Source organism: Haloferula sargassicola (genome assembly GCF_040362925.1).
Lineage (GTDB): Bacteria > Verrucomicrobiota > Verrucomicrobiia > Verrucomicrobiales > Akkermansiaceae > Haloferula > Haloferula sargassicola.
Genome location: NZ_BAABRI010000010.1, coordinates 152,025 through 169,751, shown reverse-complemented (window position 1 = coordinate 169,751; position 17,727 = coordinate 152,025). Strand labels below are relative to the sequence as shown.

The window sequence follows — 17,727 nt, the reverse complement described above, 5'->3', positions numbered from 1 at the left end:
GGTCTATCCCGCGGGAAACAGCCGCCTTTTCATCGCCATCGCGGCGTGGACCAGCGCGATCAGGGCCGGCACCTCCACCAAGGGGCCGACGACCGCTGCGAAGGCCACGCCGGAATCGATCCCGAACACGGCGATGGCCACCGCGATGGCCAGCTCGAAGTTGTTGCCCGCCGAGGTGAAGGCGACGCTCGCCGTCCGCGGATAGTCGGCTCCAAGCCGGGCCGCCATCACGAAGCTCACGAAAAACATCACCGCGAAATAGATCAGCAGCGGGAGCGCGATCCGCAGCACATCAAGGGGAAGCTCGACGATGGCCTCCCCCTGATAGGTGAACATGACCACGATCGTGAACAGCAACGCCACCAGGGTGAGCGGGGAAATGCGGGGGATGAACTTGGTTTCATACCATGTCACGCCTTTCAACCGGACCAGCACCAGACGGGTGATCATTCCGGCAAAAAACGGCATGCCCAGATAGATCATGACCGAGCGGAAGATATCGGACATCGCGATCTCGACCACCACGCCCTTCAGCCCGACCAGCGGCGGCAGCACGGTGATGAAAAGCCACGCATACGCGCCGTAGAACAGGATCTGGGCGATGCTGTTCAGCGCCACCAGCCCGGCGGCGTACTCCGGCGAGCCCTTGGCGAGGTCGTTCCACACCAGCACCATGGCGATGCAGCGGGCGAGCCCGACCAGGATCAGGCCGACCATGTAGTCCGGCTGGTCGCGCAGCAGCAGCACCGCCAGCAGCCACATCACCACCGGGCCGATCAGCCAGTTCTGCACCAACGACAGGATCAGGATGCGGGGATTGGCGAAAACGCGCGGCAACTCGCCGTAGCGGACTTTCGCCAGCGGCGGATACATCATCACGATCAGGCCGACCGCCAGAGGAAGGTTGGTCGTGCCAAGAGTAAAGGGAGCGAACAGGGTCCCGGGATCCTCCACCAGAAAGCGCCCGATCAGGACGCCCGCCACCATGGCGGCGAAAATCCACACCGTCAGGTAACGGTCGAGGAACGACATGCGGTGGGCGACGTTGGCGGACATGGGATCAGCGTTGGTCGAGCCGGCCATCGGCGTAGGCGGTAAACACGCGGACAATCTCATCGCGCACGCGGCGGAACACGGCCAGTTGCTCGGCCTCGTCGCCCTCCGCGTGTGCGGGGTCGTCGAACGGATAGTGATGGCGGTTCACCTGTCCGGGAAACACCGGGCATGCTTGGTCGGCGTTGCCACACACGGTGATCACCGTTTCCACCTCGCGGTCGAGAAAGGTGTCGAGGTGCTTCGAAACATGGCCTGATAGATCGATCCCGATCTCCGCCAGCGCGCGGATCGCCAGCGGGTGGACGAAGCCCGCGGGCTTCGATCCCGCCGAGGCCACTTCGAAACCGGGGCCGAGCGCCCGTTTCAGGACACCTTCGGCCATGTGGGAGCGGCAGGAATTGCCGGTGCAGAGGATGAGGATCATGGAGGTCGGAAACGGGAGTCAGCAACAACCGGAGTCGGGGGAATCGAGCGAGTCGATGCACCGCAGGAAGGTTGCGAGGCAAACGCAGGCGAGTCGGTAATGAACCTGAAGGCCGGTCTTCTCGCAGCTCACCCATCCTGCCTCACGCAGCAGCACGAGGTGCTTGGACACCGTCGACATGTCACTGCCGACCATCGCCTGCAGCTCGGACACACAGCGCGGCCCGTCTTCCAGCGCCTGCACGATCTGCAAGCGGGCTGGATGAGCCAGCGCCTTGATGCTCCGGACCCGCCGGTCGATGGACTGCGTCGCCATTACTTGGCGAAAATGCCAATTACTCGCCGCCGGTCAAAACCTTATTTGGTCATTTCGCCCATTACTCAGAACGGTTCGTCCGCGGCGCCCCAGCCTCCGCTCCAGCCGGAACCGACGTTCCATTCCTCGACCATGTCCTTCGGGAAGTCATCGAAGAAGCGCGAAGGGCGCTGGATGACATCGCCGGAATAGCTCTTCGGATTGATCAGCGGATAGCTGAGGTAGAGTTCGTCCTTGGCCCGGGTCAGGGCGACGTAGAACAGGCGGCGTTCCTCCTCCATCATGTCCTCGTCGTCGGCCTCGATGATGCGGCCGTTCGGGAAAGCCCCGTCCGCCAGCCAGACCAGGAACACGGCCTTCCACTCCAGCCCCTTGGCCTGGTGGATCGAGGAAAGGGTGACCTTTTCCGTGTCGGCCTCCTCGCGCTGGCCACCCGGTTGGCCGTCGGCGGAGCTGAGCAGGGAGAGCTGCGAGAGCAGCTCGAGCACGTCCTCGAAGTTTCCGGCGTAGCTCATCAGCTGCTCGATGTCGCTACGGCGGTTGTCGTAGTTGTCGAAGGTGGCGCGCAGATGGTCGTCATACATGCCCTCCAACACGCTGTAGATCATGTCCTCCGGCCGGGCGAACTCGGCGCCGGGCGTCAGTTCGGCCATGATGTAGCCGAACTGCTTCCAGTGCTTCTCCGCCTTCTTCGGCACGCCCTTGAGCTTCAGCACCTCGACCCAGTCGGGCAGCTCCTCCTTGGTTGTCCAACCGGTCTTCAGCCACTCGCCCCACAGCTTGTCCGCGCCCTTGGCTCCGATCCCGGGCATCAGCAGCGCGATCCGCTTGAAGCAGGTCTCGTCGCGCCGGTTGGTCACGAAGCGCAGGAAGGCGGCGACGTCCTTGATGTGCGCCTGCTCGAAAAACCGCAGCCCGCTGGTGATCGCGAACGGGATGCCGCGCGAGGTCAGCTCCATCTGGATTTCCAGCGACTGGAAGTGCGCCCGGTAGAGCACCGCCATTTCCTCCAGCGGAATTCCCTCGTCGCGCAGCTCGAGGATGCGCTGCGCCACGAACTGGGCCTGCGCCGAGGGGTCCTCGATCGGCACCAGCGCCGGCTTCACGCCGAGCTGCTCGCGCGAGGATCGCAGATCCTTCTCGTAGCGCGCGCGGTTGGCCCGGATCGCGGCGTTGGAGAGCTCGAGGATTTCCGGGACGCTGCGGTAGTTGGTCTCGATCTTGAACACCTTCGATTCCGCGTGGCGTTTCGGAAACGAAAGAATGTTCCCCATGTCGGCGCCGCGCCACGAGTAGATCGACTGCGCGTCGTCGCCGACCGCCATCACCGACGAGCCGCCGCCGGCGAGCAGGTCGATCAGCTCGCTCTGGACCGCGTTGGTGTCCTGATACTCGTCGACCAGGATGTGCCTGAAGCGCTTCTGATAGAGCCCGAGCAGGTCCTCGTCCTTCTTCAGCAGCTCCAGCGTCTTGAGCAGCAGGTCGTCGAAATCCATCGAGTTCGTCTCCTGCTTGCGTTTCGCGTAGGCGTCGCGGACCGCGTGGATCTCGCGCTGCCAGTCGTCGAAGTAGGGATAGCGGTGGGCGATGATCTCCTTGAGCGGCTCACCGGTGTTGCGCTCCAGGCTGAACATGGTGATCAGCACGTCGGACTTCGGGAAACGCCGTACTTTGGTGTCGATGTCCATGCCGCCGACGACGTTCGCGACCAGCGATTTCTGGTCGTCGGTATCGAGGATGGAGAAGGATTTCGTGAAACCCAGATCCTCGGCGTGGCGGCGGAGGATGCGGTTGCCGATCGAGTGGAAGGTGCCGCTCCACAGCGCGGAAACGTCGTGCGGCACGAGCGAGCGGACCCGCTCGGTCATCTCGCGCGCGGCCTTGTTGGTGAAGGTGAGGAGCAGGATGTTTTTCGCGTCGATGCCCTGATCCAGCAGGAAGGCCACGCGATACGTGAGGGTCCGGGTTTTCCCCGATCCGGCCCCGGCGATGACCAGCGCGCGCCCCGGCGGCGAGGTCACCGCGGCGAACTGCTCGTCATTGAGCTCCGCCCGGTAGTCGATCCCCGAAGAAGGCCCGCCGGACCTCCGATGCAGCGTGTAGTCGCGCGCCATGCCGGCAGCATGGCGCAGACGCGGATCCAATCAAGCGTCACCCCCGGCCGACTTCTCGACCTGCTCCCAGGCTTCGTGAACCGTCTCGCCGTCGTCGATCTTGCGGGTGAACTCAAGGAATTTGCCCAACTCCCGCGCCACCACCGGCATCAGGAAATAGACGCCGATCAGGTTCGGGATGCTCATCGCGAAAAGCGAGGCGTCGGAGAAATCGACCGCGTTGCTCATCTTGGCCGAGGCTCCGGCCACGATGATCAGGCAGAAAATCAACTTGTAGCTGAGGTCCACACCCGGGACCTTGCCGAATTTCCCGAACAGGAAGCGCCACGCCTGAAGTCCGTAGTAGCTCCAGGTGATGAGGGTCGAGAAGGCGAACAGCAGCACGCAGGCGAAAAGGACGTACTTGAAACCACCATGCACCGTTTCGAATGCCAGGGAGGTGATCCCGATCCCGAAGGCGTTCGAGTCCCCCTCCACTTTCCCGAGCTCGAAGGTCTGGTGGTTCACGGAAAAGGTGCCGGCATCGCCGTTGAAGTGCATGGTGGTCACCAGCACCAGCGAGGTCATGGTGCAGACGATCACGGTGTCGATGAACGGCTCGAGCAGCGCCACGACTCCCTCACTCGCGGGCATCCGGGTCTTCGCCGCCGAGTGCGCGATGGGTGCCGACCCGATGCCGGCCTCATTCGAAAAGGTCGCCCGGCGCATGCCCCAGATGAAGGCGGCCAGCACGCCTCCGACCACCGATGCGCGCGGCGTGAAGGCCTCTTGGACGATCTCCCGGATCGCCATGGGGATGTTGGCGGCATTGGCGATCAGCACGATCAAGGCGCTGACGACGTAAACCATGCACATCAGCGGGACCAGCTTCGAGGTCACCCGCGCGATGCTGCGGATGCCTCCGATGATCACCAGTGCCGTCGCCACCGCCACGATCACCCCGAAAAGCCATTGCCTGCTGGCGAAGTAGCTCTCCTCGCCCCCGGTGACGTTCAGCAGCTGCGCCGTCGCCTGGTTGATCTGGAAAACATTGCCACCCCCGAACGAGGCGAACACGCAGAAGATGGCGAAGAAGATCGCGAGCACCGTTCCCACCGGCCGGAGTCCGCGCTCCGCAAATCCCTTCCGGAGGTACTGCATGCCGCCCCCGTGAATGTGCCCGTCCGGATCCATTTCCCGGTATTTCACCCCCAGGGTGCACTCGGCGAACTTGGTCGCCATCCCCAGGAAACCGCTCAGGAACAACCAGAACGCAACCCCGGGGCCGCCCATCGTGATCCCGATCGCCACGCCCGCGATGTTCCCGAGCCCGACGGTCCCCGAGACCGCCGCGGTCAGCGCCTGGAAATGGGTGACATCCCCGGGATCGTCGTCACGGCTGTATTTCCCCCGGACCGTTCGGAGCGCCAAGGGGAAAGCCCGGATATTGATGAATTTGAACGCCAGCGTGAAAACCAGACCGGCGGCCGCCAGCCACAGCACCACCCACAGCACGTCGTAGCCCCCGATCCGGATCGTTGAAAAGATCGAGCCGACGAACCAGCCCGTCGCTTTGCCGAAGGCCTCGTCGATCTTCTGGTCGGTGGATTTCCCGGTCACTTCGCCCACCTCCTGAGCCATCAGGGGAGCCTGGACTCCGAGAAAAAACAGCGTGGTCGCGAGCATACGGGCGGCTCGGCAAAACAATCGTCCGGTCATGTTGCGGGCGACGCTGGCAAGTTGCATGCCAGTCGGCAAGGATGGAGGGTCATTCTCCCCGGTTAGACCCGACGACGGCGCCCGGCCAGCGCCAGCGTGGAAAATGCCACCAGCATCGGCGCGCCCGGCTCCGGCGCGTGGAAGGTGCCCACGAAGTTCGCGGTGAAATCCCCCGAAACGCCGTTGTCCACCGTCAGCACGATCTTGTCCGTGCGGGTGAAGTCGGTCCCGGCGGCGTTGTCCATATGGCTGAATTTGAAATAGACCACCTCCCCCGCTTCGATCGCCTCCGCCCGGAACAGGCTGGCGCTCGCCAGGTGGCCGTCGAGGTCGGTAATGCTGAGCGTGACCGTGAGATTCGGATCGCAGTCGGCCAGATTGAGCCCCAGCGAGTTGGCCGCGCCGCCGGAGGTAAGGTCGATGCCGCCGAGCCCGAGGCCATTGCCGTCATAGGTCAGGGACACGGTCGCCTGCGCCAGCGGCCCGGTTTCCGAAAAAAACTGGTGCGTCTCCGGAATGGCCCCGACCCGCACGTCGCGGAAGTACGGATTGGAAACCACCACCACGTCGAGCTGCCGCCAACCGCCGAGAATGGCGGAGGGGTCCTGATAGACATCGGTGGCCGAGCCGGTGCGGATCGAAACCACGTCGTTGCCGGCGTCGAAGGGGTCGATGATGCCGACGGAAACCAGCGTGGCGAAGGAGGGCGCGGTGAGCGCGAGGAGCAGAAACAGGGATTTCATGAGATTCGGGAGTGGTTGAGTTCAGGGCCGGAGGCGGCGGCGGCGGAGCAGGAAAAGACTGGCCGTCAGGGAGTAGAGCACCACCGAGGGTTCGGGCACGGAGGTCACATGCATCAGCGAGACGCCGGAGGCGATCAGGTCAGGGGCGCCCTGCCCGTTCACTCCGCTGAGCTTCACGGTGATCGCGCTGCTCTGCGTGAAGTCGATGCCGCCGAACTGGGCGTAGGGGAAAAGGACATCGGTCGGCTCGCTCACCGGCTTCTGAACGAGGGAAACGGTCTTCGCCGGTTGGCCGGGGGTTTCGATCGTGACTTCGATGTTCACCGGGGTCTGGGAGAAATCGAGGGTGAAGCCCAGCGCATTGGCCTTGCGGTCGAGCGTGAGGTCGAGCGCCCCCGCCGGCGGGGCCTCGTAACGAAGCACGCTGCTGGCCTCCACGCCCGGACCGACGGAGAAGAAGTATTTTGAAAAAGAATCCAACACCTCGGCGCTCGCCCGGCGCGCCGGCGGGGTGCTTCCCGTGTCGAGCAGCACCGTCCGCGCCCCCGCCGCAAAGGGCGAGGTGGAGGCCAGCGTGCCGGACTGGGAAAGGCTGCCGGACTGGGTGAGCTCCAGCAGCACCGGGCTGACCGAAAAGTCATCAATGATCGCCACCCTGTCGGTCGCCGCCTGGGCCACCCACGAGGCCGCGGCGAACCCGAGGCACGATGGGATGAAGCGACCGGCGGAAAAACGGGCACGCAAGGTCCGGGACGGGTGGCTGGGGAAGCTCGACATGAAACAAGGGGGTGGGGTGGGGGCCGGGCGATCGCACGGTTGTTAGTTGAGAACCCTAATTTATAAGGATGTTCAAAATTTTTTAGAAAATCTCGTTTCACGGCGGTTTCCGGTCGCACTGGAGGCTTGCCTCGCTCCTCCGGACGCGTTCTTCTGCGCCCGGTCCGATGACCCTGCACGGGTAGCTCAGCGGTAGAGCAACCGGTTTACACCCGGTCGGTCGGCGGTTCGATCCCGTCCCCGTGTACCATGATGATCCATGTCCTATGGAAATCGGAGGCAGCACGTATTGGCGGCGCCCCGGAAGCCGCTCCTCCCAGCGCTCGCCAGGCCGGCAATGTTCCCGGGCTCCAAATCGTGGGTCGCCTTCCGCCCATGGGGACAGGCGGGCTTTCGCTGACACGAGAGGGCCTCGGCTCTCTCAAGTGGGGGGAGAGGACCGAGGCCGTATCGGGGGAAGACCAGGCTCGAAAGAACCCGGCTTGCACTTCGACTGACAAGGGTGCGCCAGTCTCAGCGGTGAGCTTCTCGTGCTCGGCGTGAGACTGTCACTTTTCTGCAATGACGCAACCCCTGCAAATGGAGGGGGTATCTCCCTGCGGCGCGGAATTCCCTCTTCGGAGCCGTGAAACTCCCGTGGAAAACTTCGACGAGTGCACGATCGAGGAAGCAGCGCTGCTCAGCGATTCCGAACGACATCGAGATCGGGCAAGGGGCACCGAGACACCTCCCCTAGCCACGGAATCTCGGCGCAAATCGCCTTGCGATCGGCATATTGCTCCCTCGGAACTTAATCATAATTAAGTAAAAGGATTAATTGTTAAGGATTCCTAGACGTTTCCCCTCGCCGTGCTACTTGGAAGCCGTGTGTGAACGAGCGCGGCGGTGGGACTTGGCCTTGGGGGAGGTCTGACACCACCTTGGAATCCTCCGCGATTCCCGCGTTCTCTTCTGCATTAGCGCAGTGCCCGTGATTCGGGGGAATCACCGGGCACCCGGGGCGCGGTGACCTTGGTCACCGCGCCCTTTCTTTTGGCTCGATCCTGCTTTCGCGATGGAAGCCCTGACCGCGCCGTCGGAGTCGCCGCCGGGCCGGCTGACCCAGTTTCCCCTGCCGCATCGGTGTTTTCCCATGGTATCAGCCCTCAGCCCATGACACCCGAATGCCCCGATTGCCCGAAGCCTGAGCCCGAACACCGGATCGATCCCGAAGCCATCGAAAAGGAGCACCGCTTCATTCTCGAGCATCCCGATCGGACCCTGCTCGGAGGTCCCCAGTCCCGCTGGCGCGAGCTCAAGACGCTCTGGCGCGTGTCGCTCGACTTCATTCGCGCCTTCCGCACGCTCCACTTCGCCGGCCCGTGCGTGACCATTTTCGGCTCCGCCCGCACCAAGCCGGGCACCACCTACTACGAGCTCGCCCGCACCATGGGCGCGAAGTGTGCCGAGCTCGGCTTCACGGTGATCACCGGCGGCGGCCCCGGCATTATGCAGGCCGGAAACCAAGGTGCCTTCGAGGCCGGCGGGCGCTCCATCGGCATCAATATCGAACTCCCCTTCGAGCAAACCGGCAACCCATACGTCACCAAGTCCGTCAACATGCACTACTTCTTCACGCGGAAGACGATCCTCGTGAAATACAGTTACGCCTTCATCGTCCTTCCTGGCGGCGCGGGCACCATGGACGAGATGTTCGAAACCATGACCCTCATCCAGACCGGGAAGATCCGCAATTTCCCCATCGTCCTCATGGGCAAGGACTACTGGCAACCGCTGATGGACTTCGTCTACGTCATGGCCGACGCCGGCACCATCAGCCCCGGCGACCCCGAGCTGATCTTCTTCACCGACGACCCCGAGGAAGCCATCGCCCACATCCACCGCCACGCCGTGCGCCAGTATGGATTGAGAAAAGAAAAACTCCCCGAGCCCAAGGCGGTTCTCGGCGAAAGGAAGACCCCGGCCGCCGGCTGATCGTTCGATCACCCATCCCGCTCTAGAAAACCTCTCAACTGCGGGTGGCGGATCTTCGACTGATGCCGCCGATCCCACGGCAACGGGTCGATCGGGATCACTCGGCCGCCGCCGTTTTCCGACCCGGAAACCTCATCCGCATCGCTGCCTCGATCTCCGGCGGGTAGCGATCCCCCACCCTCGCCGGGCAGCGTCCGGCGAGCCACTGCCGCTGCGACCGCGAATGTTTTCCCGACATGACCTCCAGCAGCCCGCCCGACGGGTGACGATGCTTTTCACCCGGGCTCCTGCCCGGGCCCCTCATCCAGCAGCTGTTCGGAGAACTCCGCCAGCCGCTCGGCCAGCGCGATGCCAGCCCGCGTCGGCGGGATGCGATCAAGGTCGTCGAGATCCCAGCGGAAGATCACCTTGAAGCCGTCCCACTCCGCCTCGGCGCCGGTGTCACGCATCCAGCGGATCGCGCACACGTTTTCCGGCATGGTGTAGCCGACAAAACGGTGAATGCCCGCGTTCCGCGCCTCCAGCCACAGCAGCGCCAGCAGCAGCGTGCCCACCCCGCGTCGCTGGTCGCCATCGAGCACGGTGCAGGAAAACTCGGCCTCCTCCGGGTCGCCCGTCGAGCGCCAGTAGCTCGCGGCGCCAAGTCCGGGGTAGTCGCGGGTCGGGTCGAACACCGCCCACACGCTGTGATTCCCCGGATCATGCTTCAACAGCCGGTCGAGCATGTTTTCCCCCATCACCTCGCCGGTGTGAACCCAGAAGCGTTGGTATCGCGACTCCGGAGAAAGCCGGCGATATCCTTCCGCCAGGCTGCCGCGGTCGCCCGGCACCAGCGGCCGCACCATCACCGGCAGGTCGTCGGCAAGGACCGTCTCGATCATGACACACGCTAGGCACCCCCCGCCGCCGACGCAACGCCGGCTTGGCGCATCCCTCCGCATCTTCCAGCATCCCACGGAATTCCCCGGCGCTTCATCGTCATTTCACCGAAACACCGGCATCTGAACCCCGAAACCCCGGAACACCATGCCACGCATCCTCCTAGTCGAAGACGAACCCTCCATCGCCGACACGCTCGTTTACGCGTTGAAAACCGACTGCTTCGAAGTTTCCCACGCCCTCACCGGCGGCGTGGGCCTCGCCCTGCACGAGGAGGCACCGTTCGACTTCGTCATCCTCGACATCGGCCTGCCGGACATCACCGGCCTCGAGGTCTGCAAGCGCCTCCGCGAGACCTCGGCCGTGCCCATCCTGTTCCTCACCGCCAGAGACGGGGAAATCGATCGCATCCTCGGTCTCGAGCTGGGTGGGGACGACTACGTCACCAAGCCCTTCTCGCCGCGCGAAGTGGTGGCCCGCGTCCGCGCCATCATGCGCCGCACCGAGGGCAGGGACGAGCATCCCCGCCCGTCCGCCGATGCCCCTCCGGATCCCGCTTTCCCCCTCACTCATGACGAGGCTACCATGCGCGTCCTCTACCTGAGCCAGCCTCTCGACCTCACTGCGCACGAATACAAGCTGCTGCTGGTCTTCCTCAAGCGCCCCCATCGCGTCTTCACCCGGGACCAGCTTCTCGACCTCGCCTGGGACGATCCCGGTGCCGTCACCGACCGCACGATCGACGCCCACATCAAAACCATCCGCGCCAAGCTGCGCGACCGCTCCGCCGGCGCCGAGAACCTCATCGAGACCCGCCGCGGCCTCGGCTATGCTTACGTTCCTTGAAAGACCCGAGACCTGAAGACTCAAGACCCAAGACCAAGGCCCAAGTTCTTTGTCTCCAAGTCTCCAAGTCTCCAAGTCTCCAGTCTCGCGTCTTGTGTCTTGTGTCTCGCGTCTTGTGTCTCGCGTCTTGAAATCTTGCATCTTCCCCCATGCGTCTCACCCGCCTCACCCTGATCGCGATCGTCCTGGTCATCATCTCGGGCTTCCATTTCCTGCTCCGCTACCAGCTCGACGAGGTGGCCCCGCGGACCTTCCAGGCCACCGAGGAAAGCATGGTCGATACCGCCAACCTGCTCGCCTCGATGATCGGCGAGGACCTCGACCCCGGCCCGCTTGCCGATGCCTTCCGCCTCGCCAGGAAGCGCCACTTCCAGGCGAAGATTTACGAGCACGTGAAGGACCACGTGGGTCTCCACTGCTACCTCACCGATGCCGAGGGCATCGTCGTTTTCGATTCCGATCACGGCCGCCACGTCGGTGAGGATTTCTCCCATTTCAACGATGTAGCCCGCACCCTCAACGGCGAATACGGTGCCCGTAGTAGCAGGACGGACGAGGCCGACCCCGCCTCGTCCGTCCTCCACGTCGCGGCGGCGATCGGCAGTCCCCGCCAGCCTGTCGGGGTGCTCACGCTGACCAAGCCGCAGGCGGACGTCATCGCGATCGTCAACCGCCGCCGGGCGGAGATCTGGTGGGGCACGGGCCTGGTCGGGGGCGGGATCCTGTGCTTCGTCACCGCCGTTTTCATCTGGCAGTACCGGCCCGTCAGCCGTCTCACCACCTACGCCCACGAGATCGAGCAGGGAAAACGCCCGCCGCTGCCCAAGCTCGGGGCCGGACAGGAAGTCAACACGCTGGCCCGTGCCCTCGAGTCGATGCGCGAGGCCCTCGAAGGCCGCAAGTATGCCGAGCGCTACGTCCAGACGCTGACCCACGAGATGAAGAGCCCGCTCGCCGCCATTCGCGGCGCGGCCGAGCTGCTCGATGAGGACATGCCCGAGGCGGACCGCCGGCGTTTCATGGACAACATCCGCGCCGAAGCCCTGCGCGCGGACCGGCTGCTGAACCGCCTGCTGGAACTATCAGCGCTCGAGGGCCGCACCGGCATCGACGCCGGCTCGACCGCCGACCTGCGCGACATCGCCATCCGGGCCATCGACCAGGCGCGGCCGCTCGCCGAGCTGGCGGGCGTGCAAATCGAGGCCGACCTGCCTCCCTCGGCAGTGCCCTTGCGGGGTGATCCCTTCATCCTCCGCGCCGCAATCACCAACCTGCTGGAAAATGCCATCGACTTCTCGCCCAAGGATGACGTGGTGCGGGTCGGCCTCCGGCAAAGCGACTCCATCGAACTCACCGTCGAGGACCACGGCCCGGGAGTCCCGGACTACGCGAGGGAAAAGATCTTCGAGCGCTTCTTCTCCCTTCGCCACCTCAACACCGGTCGCAAGGGCACCGGCCTCGGTCTCACCCTGGTCAAGGAGGCCGCCGAGCTCCACGACGGAACCATCCGGCTGGAGGCGGTGGAACCGACGGGCACACGGGCGGTTCTGCTCCTTCCCGCGTAGACACGATCCGGTTTACTAACTAAGTCTGGTCTCGACTTGATAAGATCCCATGGCTTGACTGAGACATTCCGGACGACCATCGTATCTTCGAAGCATCCTGCCATCCCGAGCCATGCTTACCTGTCATTGCCCCTCGTGCCAGGCTCCCGTGCCATTTCCTTCCCACTATCTTCATCGGACGGTGAAATGCGGAGCCTGCCTGACTGAATTCAAGGCCTTGGTGGATCCTTCCCTTGAAAACCCGGCTTCGAGCAAAGCAGCGCCCGTTCCGCCCGACCCCCTTTCACCGGCATCAGAAAGCGAGTCTACCCCTTCACCCGGGAAGGTTCCGCCGCATCGCTCCACCTTTCGTGCGGGAAAAACGGCGGCGGTTGCGGGGATGGCGGCCATCCTCATCGCCGCGGCCGGGGGGTGGGCATGGGAGGTTTTTCAACGAAGAGCTTTGGAAACCCGATTGAACGTGTTGGAAGACCAGGCCGCGCTCGGGTTGAAGGAAATCCGGCTTTTGAAGAACGATGCGGGACGTCTTTCCGAGGTCAACGAAAGCCTCGCGCAGCTTGATGAAGTGGTCGCTGCCATCATCACCGACCAGAAGGAACAGACCTCCACCGTGGTCCGCGCGGACTATGGTCTGCAGACCGCGAAGAATGTGTTGATCCGTCACCAGCACGGACTGGGGCAGTTGCACGAACGTTTGACACTGTTGGAGCGGGAAGTCGCCGACAAGGATCGGCAAGCCAAGGAGGCCCTGGCGCTGGCCATTCAGAAACGCAAGGAAGCGGATGACGCCGCATTACCCATCCGGCAACGAATTCGTGAGCTGGAGGAGAAAAAGGAAGTCTTGTTCGCCCGGTATCGGGTCCTTTCCACACCCCGGCGCCCTCGTGGAGTGGTTTCCACCAAACAGGCTGCCGCCCTGATGAGGGATTGGCAGCGAAGAGCCGCTCCATTGATCGCGCAGATTGATGAGGAAATCTCGATCGTCCGGCAGTCCATCGAAGATGAAGAGATGAAACTCGATCATCTCTACGATTTCGAATCGACCGGCCCCTGAAACCGGCTGGCGACCTCCTCGACACCGGGTTTCCACCGCCTTTTCCCGCAGCCTTCACGCCAGCCTCATATGGCGCGTCTTGGCTCGCATCACTCGATGCGCGCCACGCTTCATCCCACGGATCAAATGCTTGCCCACCCCTCGTGGCGGGGACTCGGCATGGCTGCGGTCATCACCACGCTGGGATTCGCGGTCTATGGCTTCACGGTGGGCTGCTGGCGTTCGCCGACCATGGGCCTGTTCGTCGCCGCCAAGATGCCGCTGCTGATTTTCTGCACGCTGGGCTGCAACGGGCTTCTCAACGGCCTGCTGGGCCTGCTTCTCGGGAGCAATCTCGGTTTCCGCCAATCACTCCAGGCACTGCTCGGCGCCTTCGCCATTTCGGCGCTGATCCTCGGCTCGATCGCTCCGGTCACCTTCTTCCTCGCCCTCAACGCCCCTCCGCCGGACTCGCCTCAGGCGGCCACCTCACACTCGGCCTACCTGCTTTCCCATACCGCCCTGATCGGGATGGCCGGCGTCATCGGACTCGTCCGGCTGCGCCGTCAGCTGGAAAACTACTGCCCGTCCCGTAGTTCGGCCCGCGCCACCCTTGCTGCCTGGATGGCCGGAAATGCCTTCCTTGGGGCCCAGTTCTCGTGGATTTTCCGGCCCTTTTTCGGCTCGCCGCAGCTCGAGGTGGCCTTTCTCCGCCCGGACCCGATGCGCGGCAGCTTCTACGAGGCCGTCTGGAACTCCGCCCGTCGGGTGTCCGCGGAAATCGAGCCTCTCGCCTTCCCCGCCGTGCTGCTGCTGGCGGTCGTCGTGATCCTCTCCATCGCCGCCTACCAGCATTTCCAATCCTCACCGAGACCCCAACCATGAATCCCACATCCGACACCCCGCCCCCGATCCCCGAAAAAACGGAGACGCCGCTCGACTCCAGCCTTCGCGGGCTCTTCGAGGGCCTGCTCCGCCACCCGCAGCAACTGGCCGGACATCCGCTGCTCAGCCAGCCCTCCAATCTCGCGCGCTTCGCCCTGCTCGCGGTGCTGGCGATCCTGGTGTTCGGCTTCGTGCTCGGCACCTTCGCCTGGCAAGAGCAGGTCTGGGTGGCGCCGGTGAAACTTGGCGGCGGCCTGCTTTTCGCCGGCCTCATCTGCTACCCCAGCCTCTACATCTTTTCCTGCCTGGCCGGCTCCAGCGCCTCGGCCGTGAGGCTGGCCGGCATCCTCGGGGGCATGCTGGCGCTGGCCGGACTGCTGCTGCTCGGCTTCGCGCCCGCGGTGTGGATCTTCACCCAGGGCACCACCTCTTTCGGCTTCATGGGCACCCTCGCCGTGGGCTCGTGGCTGGTGGCTTTCGTGTTCGCCGGACGTTTCCTCGCGCAGGCGCTGAAGGTGAACGGTGCCACCCAGAAGGGCCCGATCGCGATCTGGTCGATCATCTTCCTGCTCGTGACGCTGCAGCTCACCACCACGCTGCGCCCCATCCTCGGCACCTCGGACCGCTTCATGACCACGGAGAAGAAATTCTTCCTCCAGCACTGGGGCGATACCTTCGACGCCTCACTCCAGCCCCCGCCGCCGAAGGAAGCCGCCGCCCCCGCCCGCACTCCGGTGGAGCCCGGAGGGACCGTGGAAAACCCCTACCTCGAGCGATGAAAACCGTCATCGAACTGCCCCGCCCCCTGTGGTCCCTCGTTTCCAAGATCGCCGAGCGGAAGCGGATCACCGTTTCCCGGATCGTTGAGGAATCGATCCAAAAACAGCTGACCGAGGAGGCCCGCAGCGAGCATCCCCAGCCCGTTCCCGATCCCTTGTTCGACGAGTTGCGGGACGAGCTGGGCCTCTGACCGCACCATGCAGATCGACCTGCCTGTGAAGCTCTTCGCCAACGGCCTGGCCCGCGTTCCCACGCTGAAGTCCACCAACAGCGTCGGTCAGGCCACCTCGGCTGAGGGCAAGCTGCCACCCTTCCCGCTGGTCTTCCCGGCGGGGCTCGGATGTAGGATCGCTCCATGTTCCTCGGTCTCGATTCCTCGACCCAATCCCTCTCGGCCCTGATCATCGATGCCGACCGCGGCACCATCGTCCACGAAGACGCCATCCACTTCGGCCGCGATCTTCCGCACTACGGGAGTCCTAGTGGTTTCATTCCGGGGGGCCCGGATGGCGAGGTCCACGCCGACCCCCGGATGTGGATCGAGGCGCTCGACCTGCTTCTTTCCCGCCTCGCGGAAAGCTTCGACCTCTCACAGGTCACCGCCATCGCCTGCTCCGGCCAGCAACATGGCTCGGTCTATCTCGACACGACCTTCAGCGACCGCCTCGCCGCGCTGGATCCCACGAGCGGCCTCGTCGAGCAGCTCGCCCCCGCGCTGACCCGCGCCACCTCGCCGATCTGGATGGACACCTCGACCGGCGAGGAATGCGCCGAGATCGCCGCCGCCCTTGGGGGAAACGACGAGGTCTGCCGCCGTTCCGGCTCGGTGGCCATTGAGCGCTTCACCGGCCCGCAGATCCGGCGCTTTTTCAAAACCAAGCCCGAGGCCTACCAGCGCACCGCCATCATTCACCTCGTGTCGTCCTTCATCGGCTCGATCCTCGCCGGCAGGGACATCGCGATCGACCACGGCGACGGCGCCGGCATGAACCTGCTCAACCTCCACTCCCTCGACTGGGACGCCGACCTGCTCGACGCCACCGCGCCGGACCTGCGCGACAAGCTCCCGCTCCCCGAAGCTTCCGCCAACGCCGCCGGCCCCGTGTCCGGCTACTACGTTTCCCGTTTCGGCTTCGCCGAAACCTGCGAGGTCGTGCTTTCCACTGGCGACAACCCCTCGTCGCTGGTCGGCATGGGTGCCACCGAGCCCGGCACCTTCGTCATCTCGCTTGGCACCAGCGACACCTTCTTCGCCGCCATGTCCGAGGCAGTCACCGATCCCAACGGCTTCGGCCACGTCTTCGGCCATCCCGCCGGCGGCTTCATGTCGCTGATCTGCTTCCGCAACGGCTCGCTCGCCCGCGAGGCATTGCGCGACCAGCTCGGGCTCGCGTGGAGCGACTTCGATCACGACGGGCTCGCCCAGACGCCCCCGGGGAACGAAGGCCGGGTGATGCTGCCGTTCTTCGGCCCGGAAATCACGCCCCGCCGGGACTTCAACGGACCGGTTCGCAACTTCCCCGACGACGCTCCGCCCGGAGTCCAGATCCGCGCCCTGCTCGAAGGCCAGTTCCTCAACATGCGGCTGCACTCGCAGTGGCTTGGCGAAAAGCCGACCCTCATCCGCCTCACCGGCGGCGCTTCGCAGAATGACGGCATCGCCCGGCTGGTCGCCGACATCTTCCAGGCCCCGGTCGAGCGCTTCGCCATCGCCAACGGGGCCGCGCTCGGAGCCGCCATCCGCGCCGCCCACGCCTGCGGCGAAAACCTCGCCCAGCTCACCGGGTCGTTCTGCCAACCCGCCGCGGACTCCCGGATCGAACCGAACAGGAGCCTTGCCGCAACCTACGACTCGGCCATGGAAACCTACCGCACGCTGCTTGCCGGAGGTCGATGAATTACCTCGCCCATCTCTTCCTCGCCGAGGACCACGCCGCCTCCAGGATCGGCAACCTGCTCGGAGACTTCATCACCGGCCGGCCGGAGGAAATCGACCTGCCGGACGCGGTGGTGGCGGGCATCGTGAGGCACCGGGCGATCGATCGTTTCACTGATGACCATCCCGTCGTGGTGCGCACCCGGGGGCTTTTCACCGGCCCGCGGCGGCGTTTCGCGAACGCGATCCTCGACATCTGCTTCGACCATTTCCTGGCCAACGGGTGGGAAAAGCTCCATTCCACGCCACTGCGTGTCTTCCTCGATCGGTTCTACGGTGAGCTTCGTACCCACCGCGATTGGTTGCCGGAAGAGATCTCCCGCAATCTGGATGCGCGCATCGAGGACGATTGGCTCGGGCACTACGACACGGAAGCGGGCTTGCAGGAGGTCTTCGACCGCGTCGCGCACCATCGCCCGGCCTGTGCGGCGGTGGCGACGGCGATGGAGGATTTCGTCGTGCAGCGCGAGGAGATCAAGGCGGCCTTCGAGAGCTTCCTGCCGGACCTGTCAGCGCATCTCGTGCGGCTGGGCGCAGAATTGGGGCGGCGGGCATCGACCGCCGGGCAGGAAGGTTGAGCGCGCTTCCGGCGATGGTCACTTCGAGCTCCCAGGACCTCGAAGTTCTGTCTTTCGCGTCCATGCTCCACCCTCCAGCCCGGCGGTCGATGCCCGCCGCCCCTTGAAGCGCTCCCAGGACCTC

17 protein-coding genes and 1 tRNA gene are annotated in these 17,727 nt (G+C 64.6%); 10 read left to right on the top strand and 8 right to left on the bottom strand.

From position 1 onward, the window contains the following. Nucleotides 1-3 precede the first annotated feature (3 nt). From arsB to ABXH26_RS10545, 7 genes are all read right to left on the bottom strand, one after another. Complete coding sequence (gene arsB, locus ABXH26_RS10575; protein ID WP_353567034.1) at nucleotides 4-1,056, bottom strand: ACR3 family arsenite efflux transporter; 1,053 nt, start codon at nucleotides 1,054-1,056, stop codon at nucleotides 4-6. Between the two features lie 4 nt (nucleotides 1,057-1,060). Beyond that, nucleotides 1,061-1,480: an arsenate reductase ArsC gene (locus ABXH26_RS10570; RefSeq protein ID WP_353567033.1), complete on the bottom strand. Its 420-nt coding sequence runs from the start codon at nucleotides 1,478-1,480 to the stop codon at nucleotides 1,061-1,063. An 18-nt stretch (nucleotides 1,481-1,498) separates the two neighbouring features. Next, nucleotides 1,499-1,795, bottom strand: coding sequence for an ArsR/SmtB family transcription factor (locus ABXH26_RS10565; protein WP_353567032.1), 297 nt, complete (start codon nucleotides 1,793-1,795; stop codon nucleotides 1,499-1,501). Between the two features lie 65 nt (nucleotides 1,796-1,860). After that, nucleotides 1,861-3,909 carry an ATP-dependent helicase gene (locus tag ABXH26_RS10560; protein WP_353567031.1) on the bottom strand — a complete coding sequence of 683 codons (2,049 nt, stop codon included), beginning with the start codon at nucleotides 3,907-3,909 and terminating at the stop codon, nucleotides 1,861-1,863. Nucleotides 3,910-3,939: 30 nt separating this feature from the next. Continuing rightward, nucleotides 3,940-5,634, bottom strand: coding sequence for an alanine/glycine:cation symporter family protein (locus ABXH26_RS10555; RefSeq protein ID WP_353567030.1), 1,695 nt, complete (start codon nucleotides 5,632-5,634; stop codon nucleotides 3,940-3,942). Nucleotides 5,635-5,669: 35 nt separating this feature from the next. Continuing rightward, nucleotides 5,670-6,350 (bottom strand): hypothetical protein, encoded by a 681-nt coding sequence (locus tag ABXH26_RS10550; RefSeq protein WP_353567029.1) that lies wholly within the window; start codon nucleotides 6,348-6,350, stop codon nucleotides 5,670-5,672. A 21-nt stretch (nucleotides 6,351-6,371) separates the two neighbouring features. After that, a complete protein-coding gene (locus ABXH26_RS10545; protein WP_353567028.1) occupies nucleotides 6,372-7,127 on the bottom strand; it encodes a hypothetical protein in 756 nt (251 codons plus the stop codon). A gap of 175 nt (nucleotides 7,128-7,302) precedes the next feature. On the opposite strand from ABXH26_RS10545, the gene ABXH26_RS10540 reads away from it, so the two are divergent. Then, nucleotides 7,303-7,377 (top strand) — tRNA-Val (locus ABXH26_RS10540). Nucleotides 7,378-8,279: 902 nt separating this feature from the next. Continuing rightward, on the top strand, nucleotides 8,280-9,101 hold the full coding sequence (locus tag ABXH26_RS10535; protein ID WP_353567027.1) for an LOG family protein: 822 nt from the start codon (nucleotides 8,280-8,282) through the stop codon (nucleotides 9,099-9,101). Between the two features lie 275 nt (nucleotides 9,102-9,376). On the opposite strand, the gene ABXH26_RS10530 is transcribed toward ABXH26_RS10535, so the two are convergent. Next, entirely contained in the window at nucleotides 9,377-9,982 is a 606-nt protein-coding gene (locus tag ABXH26_RS10530) for a GNAT family N-acetyltransferase (protein ID WP_353567026.1), read from the bottom strand. Between the two features lie 145 nt (nucleotides 9,983-10,127). Here ABXH26_RS10530 and creB point away from each other — a divergent pair, with 145 nt between their 5' ends. From creB to ABXH26_RS10490, 8 genes are all read left to right on the top strand, one after another. Continuing rightward, nucleotides 10,128-10,826, top strand: a complete 699-nt coding sequence (creB, locus tag ABXH26_RS10525; RefSeq protein WP_353567025.1) for a two-component system response regulator CreB — start codon at nucleotides 10,128-10,130, stop codon at nucleotides 10,824-10,826. A gap of 149 nt (nucleotides 10,827-10,975) precedes the next feature. Continuing rightward, a complete protein-coding gene (gene creC / locus ABXH26_RS10520) occupies nucleotides 10,976-12,391 on the top strand; it encodes a two-component system sensor histidine kinase CreC (protein ID WP_353567024.1) in 1,416 nt (471 codons plus the stop codon). A gap of 181 nt (nucleotides 12,392-12,572) precedes the next feature. Further along, complete coding sequence (locus ABXH26_RS10515) at nucleotides 12,573-13,445, top strand: hypothetical protein (RefSeq protein ID WP_353567023.1); 873 nt, start codon at nucleotides 12,573-12,575, stop codon at nucleotides 13,443-13,445. A 126-nt stretch (nucleotides 13,446-13,571) separates the two neighbouring features. Then, a complete protein-coding gene (locus ABXH26_RS10510) occupies nucleotides 13,572-14,309 on the top strand; it encodes a hypothetical protein (RefSeq protein WP_353567022.1) in 738 nt (245 codons plus the stop codon). Beyond that, the gene (locus ABXH26_RS10505; protein ID WP_353567021.1) at nucleotides 14,306-15,088 is read left to right on the top strand and encodes a hypothetical protein; all 783 of its coding nucleotides are present in this window, start codon (nucleotides 14,306-14,308) and stop codon (nucleotides 15,086-15,088) included. The genes ABXH26_RS10510 and ABXH26_RS10505 overlap by 4 nt, the downstream gene beginning before the upstream one ends. Then, the gene (locus tag ABXH26_RS10500; protein ID WP_353567020.1) at nucleotides 15,085-15,279 is read left to right on the top strand and encodes a hypothetical protein; all 195 of its coding nucleotides are present in this window, start codon (nucleotides 15,085-15,087) and stop codon (nucleotides 15,277-15,279) included. Before ABXH26_RS10505 ends, ABXH26_RS10500 begins: the two co-directional genes overlap by 4 nt. A gap of 165 nt (nucleotides 15,280-15,444) precedes the next feature. Continuing rightward, nucleotides 15,445-16,986: a xylulokinase gene (locus ABXH26_RS10495; RefSeq protein ID WP_353567019.1), complete on the top strand. Its 1,542-nt coding sequence runs from the start codon at nucleotides 15,445-15,447 to the stop codon at nucleotides 16,984-16,986. Continuing rightward, nucleotides 16,983-17,603, top strand: a complete 621-nt coding sequence (locus ABXH26_RS10490) for an acyl carrier protein phosphodiesterase (RefSeq protein WP_353567018.1) — start codon at nucleotides 16,983-16,985, stop codon at nucleotides 17,601-17,603. The genes ABXH26_RS10495 and ABXH26_RS10490 overlap by 4 nt, the downstream gene beginning before the upstream one ends. Nucleotides 17,604-17,727: the final 124 nt, after the last annotated feature.

What these genes read in the sequence shown, in the direction of transcription:
- arsB (WP_353567034.1), bottom strand. Translation starts at nt 1,056, where the DNA reads ATGTCCGCCAACGTCGCCCACCGCATGTCGTTCCTCGACCGTTACCTG.
- ABXH26_RS10570 (WP_353567033.1), bottom strand. Translation starts at nt 1,480, where the DNA reads ATGATCCTCATCCTCTGCACCGGCAATTCCTGCCGCTCCCACATGGCC.
- ABXH26_RS10565 (WP_353567032.1), bottom strand. Translation starts at nt 1,795, where the DNA reads ATGGCGACGCAGTCCATCGACCGGCGGGTCCGGAGCATCAAGGCGCTG.
- ABXH26_RS10560 (WP_353567031.1), bottom strand. Translation starts at nt 3,909, where the DNA reads ATGGCGCGCGACTACACGCTGCATCGGAGGTCCGGCGGGCCTTCTTCG.
- ABXH26_RS10555 (WP_353567030.1), bottom strand. Translation starts at nt 5,634, where the DNA reads ATGCAACTTGCCAGCGTCGCCCGCAACATGACCGGACGATTGTTTTGC.
- ABXH26_RS10550 (WP_353567029.1), bottom strand. Translation starts at nt 6,350, where the DNA reads ATGAAATCCCTGTTTCTGCTCCTCGCGCTCACCGCGCCCTCCTTCGCC.
- ABXH26_RS10545 (WP_353567028.1), bottom strand. Translation starts at nt 7,127, where the DNA reads ATGTCGAGCTTCCCCAGCCACCCGTCCCGGACCTTGCGTGCCCGTTTT.
- ABXH26_RS10535 (WP_353567027.1), top strand. Translation starts at nt 8,280, where the DNA reads ATGACACCCGAATGCCCCGATTGCCCGAAGCCTGAGCCCGAACACCGG.
- ABXH26_RS10530 (WP_353567026.1), bottom strand. Translation starts at nt 9,982, where the DNA reads ATGATCGAGACGGTCCTTGCCGACGACCTGCCGGTGATGGTGCGGCCG.
- creB (WP_353567025.1), top strand. Translation starts at nt 10,128, where the DNA reads ATGCCACGCATCCTCCTAGTCGAAGACGAACCCTCCATCGCCGACACG.
- creC (WP_353567024.1), top strand. Translation starts at nt 10,976, where the DNA reads ATGCGTCTCACCCGCCTCACCCTGATCGCGATCGTCCTGGTCATCATC.
- ABXH26_RS10510 (WP_353567022.1), top strand. Translation starts at nt 13,572, where the DNA reads ATGCTTGCCCACCCCTCGTGGCGGGGACTCGGCATGGCTGCGGTCATC.
- ABXH26_RS10505 (WP_353567021.1), top strand. Translation starts at nt 14,306, where the DNA reads ATGAATCCCACATCCGACACCCCGCCCCCGATCCCCGAAAAAACGGAG.
- ABXH26_RS10500 (WP_353567020.1), top strand. Translation starts at nt 15,085, where the DNA reads ATGAAAACCGTCATCGAACTGCCCCGCCCCCTGTGGTCCCTCGTTTCC.
- ABXH26_RS10495 (WP_353567019.1), top strand. Translation starts at nt 15,445, where the DNA reads ATGTTCCTCGGTCTCGATTCCTCGACCCAATCCCTCTCGGCCCTGATC.
- ABXH26_RS10490 (WP_353567018.1), top strand. Translation starts at nt 16,983, where the DNA reads ATGAATTACCTCGCCCATCTCTTCCTCGCCGAGGACCACGCCGCCTCC.